Below are 3,286 nucleotides of genomic sequence, written 5' to 3'. Positions count from 1 at the left end.
CCCTCCAGCCCCAGCGCCGGTGCGACCGGGCCCGCGGCCCCGCCGTCCACCGCGCCGCGCCCGGCGATCGTCTCGCGCGCCGGATGGGGTGCGGACGAGTCGATCAGTCCCGAGGAGCCCGGGTACCTGCCCGGCGGGAAGATCAAGGCAGTGGTGGTCCACCACACCGCCGAGAGCAACAACTACACCTGCGCCGACGGGCCGGCCGTCGTCCGCGGCATCTACGCGTACCACGTCAGGCAACTGAAGTGGAAGGACCTCGGCTACAACTTCCTCGTCGACAAGTGCGGGACGGTCTACGAGGGCCGCAAGGGCGGGGTGGACCTGCCCGTCATGGGCGCCCACGCCTACGGCTTCAACTCCGAGACCACCGGCATCTCCATCCTGGGCACCTACACCGACGTCGCCCCCAGCAACGCCGCCCTGACCTCGGTGGCCCGGATCGCCGCCTGGAAGCTGGGGCAGTACGGCGTGAGCCCGGCCGGCACGGCCACCCTCACCGCGGGTGACAGCGGCCGCAGCTACACCGGCAAGACCTGGGCCAAGGGCGCGAAGATGAGCCTGCCCGTCATCCACGGGCACCGCGACAACTTCAACACCCAGTGCCCCGGCAACGCGTACTACGCCAAGCTGCCCACCCTCCGCGACTGGGCCGCCGGGCCGGTCAAGGGCCTGACGATCAAGTCCGTCACCGGTGCCGGCCTGTCCGGGGCGACGTACTACACCAGGGCCGCGATCACCGTGAACTGGGCGGCCACCACCCCGTCGGCGCTGATCGGCACGTACGAACTCCTCGTCGACGGCAAGCCCGTGGCAACGGCCGCGGGGACCGCCACCTCGGCCAAGGCCACCCTGGCGCCGGGCAGCCACCAGGTGCAGGTCCGCGCCACCCACCAGTCCGGGAAGGCCGCGACCTCCGCGGCGGTCACGGTGGTCGCCGAGACGACCGCACCGACCTTCCCCACCAAGCCGGCCCTGGCCCTGCGCACGGGCACGGTGAACACCACCGCCGTCCCCGTCACCCTGAGCTGGAAGGCGTCCGACGACGCCGCCCTGAAGGAGGTCAGGCTCACCGCCCCGGCCACCGCCACCTACGGACCGGCCACCACCAGCGCGGGCCTCACCGCCAAGCCCGGTGCGGCGACCACCTGGTCCCTGACCGCCCACGACCAGGCGGGCAACACCGGCACGGCCACCGCGTCCGGCACCCCCGTCATCGTCCAGGAGACCTCCGCGACCAAGGCCGGCGCCTGGACGAGCAAGTCCTCCACCAGCTACCTCGGCGGCAAGTCCCTCACCAGCTCGGCGAAGAACGCCTCCCTGACCTGGACCTTCACCGGCCGCTCCGTGGCCTGGCTGGTCTCCCGGGCCGCCACCTCCGGTCAGGCCCACATCTACGTCGACGGCACCAAGACCGCCACGGTCGACCTGAAGTCGGCGACGACCCGGTACCGCGACGCCATCTGGACCAAGACCTGGTCCACCAGCGCCAAACACACCATCAAGGTCGTGGTCGTCGGGACCTCGGGCCGTCCCGCCGTCACCACCGACGGCATCGTCTACCTCAAGTAGCACCGCCACGCCTGGCGCCCCGCACCGGTCGGCTCCGGTGCGGGGCGCCTGCGTTCGCGCTGCGGCGCGGGGCGCGGGTCGGTTCCGGGCGGGCCACCGGGGGCAGGGCGCCCTCGGCCGGCGAGTCCACGGCTCCCCGTGGGGGAGATTCGGTCCGAGGACTCGGCGGTCAGCGGAAGATTCCCGTGTGGCCCAGTGAGTAGCGGCCCGGCTGGGGGTAGACCGCGAGGCCGTGGGGGCCGCTGCCGACCTTGATACGGGCGAGCTGGGCGCCGGTGCGGGTGTCGATGGCGTACACCTCGGAGTGGTAGCGGCCCGAGAGCCACAGCACCTTGCCGTCGGCCGAGACACCGCCCATGTCGGGGCTGCCGCCTTGGGGCAGGCGCCACTTCCTGGTCAGTTTCCCCTTCGCGAAGTCGAAGACGGAGACGGTGCCCTCGCCGCGGTTGGAGACGTACATCTCGCGGGAGTCGCGGCTGACGTAGAGACCGTGGGCGCCCTTGCCGGTGGGGAGGAAGGCCGGTTTGCCGAAGGTGTCGCCGTCCAGGACCCACAGCCCATTGGCCACCATGTCGGCGACGTAGAACCTCTTGCCGTCGGGCGAGACCTTCACGTCCTGCGGCATCGCGCCGCTGCGGTCCAGCTTCTGCCGGCCGACGACCTTCATCCCCGCCGTGTCGACCTTGAGCAGTTCGCCGCTGAACTCGCAGGAGACGATGAAGTAGCGGCCGTCCATGGAGAAGTCGGCGTGGTTGACGCCGGCGCAGCTGACCGGGACGGTCTTCGCCACCTTCATGGTGTGCGCGTCGCGGAAGACCAGCTGCCGGTCCTTGGAGGCCATGACGACGGCGTACTTGCCGTCGGGCGTGAAGTAGAGGTTGTAGGGGTCGTGCACGTCGACGGGCTTGCCCGCCTTGCCGGTCCTCGGGTCGATGGGGGTCAGGGAGTTGCCGAGGTCGTTGTTGACCCACAGCGTCCTCAGGTCCCAGGACGGCACGACGTGCTGGGGCTGGCGGCCCACCGGGATGGTCTCGAGGACCTTGTACGTCTTCGGGTCGATGACCGTGACGGTGTTGGAGTTGGTGTTGGGGACGTAGACGCGGGAGGGGAAGTCCTTGACCACCGGGGAGAGTCTGCCCGGGCGGTCGGCGGCGTAGACGTCGGCCGGGTCGAGGACGGGCGGCATGCCGGGCAGTCCGTCGAAGGCCTGCTGTTTCGGCTCGGGCTGTGCGGGTGCCTTGCTGCCGAGGGCTTCGCCGGTCTGGTGCTTCGCGCCGCCGCCGCTGCAGGCGGGCAGTGCGGTGAGGACGAGGCAGGCGGCGCCGGCGGTCAGGGCCCGGGCGATTCGAGTGGGGTGCATCAGCTCAGCAGCTCCGTGGTCGTGACCGCGTGCAGGCCGCGGCGGTCGAGTTCTTCGAGTACGTCGGGAAGGGCGGTGACCGTGTCCGGGTACCCGAAGTGCAGGCTCACCAGGGAGCCGCCCCGGACCTCGGCCAGGATCTTGCGGGTGACGGCGGGGGCGCCGGGCCGGGTGTGGTCGAGGGAGTCGACGTCGTACGACAGCACGTGCGGGTACCCGGCCGCACGGGCCAGCCGCTGGACCAGCGGGGAGGCGGTCGGGGCGCGCGAGGGGCGGAACCAGGTGCCGATCGAGCCGGTGAGCCGCTTCAGGCGGTCCGCGCAGCCGGTGATCTCGGCGCGGGCGCCGTCCTCC

At 71.6% G+C, this 3,286-nt stretch carries 3 protein-coding genes; 1 reads left to right on the top strand and 2 read right to left on the bottom strand.

Annotated elements, in window-relative coordinates:
• Positions 1–1,572, top strand: a 1,572-nt coding sequence (locus C1I97_RS33890; protein WP_111006841.1) for an N-acetylmuramoyl-L-alanine amidase, incomplete at its 5' end; no start/stop codon positions are given.
• Positions 1,573–1,741: 169 nt separating this feature from the next.
• On the opposite strand, the gene C1I97_RS33885 is transcribed toward C1I97_RS33890, so the two are convergent.
• Positions 1,742–2,932, bottom strand: a complete 1,191-nt coding sequence (locus C1I97_RS33885) for a YVTN family beta-propeller repeat protein (protein WP_111006840.1) — start codon at positions 2,930–2,932, stop codon at positions 1,742–1,744.
• Positions 2,932–3,286: polysaccharide deacetylase family protein (locus tag C1I97_RS33880; protein WP_146608383.1), on the bottom strand; the 355-nt coding region annotated here is incomplete at its 5' end. The genes C1I97_RS33885 and C1I97_RS33880, both read right to left, overlap by 1 nt.

Origin of the sequence: Streptomyces sp. NTH33 (genome assembly GCF_003236365.1) — a bacterium.
GTDB lineage: Bacteria > Actinomycetota > Actinomycetes > Streptomycetales > Streptomycetaceae > Streptomyces.
Note: the sequence above shows the minus strand (reverse complement) of the source record. Positions and strands in the feature narration are given on the sequence as shown.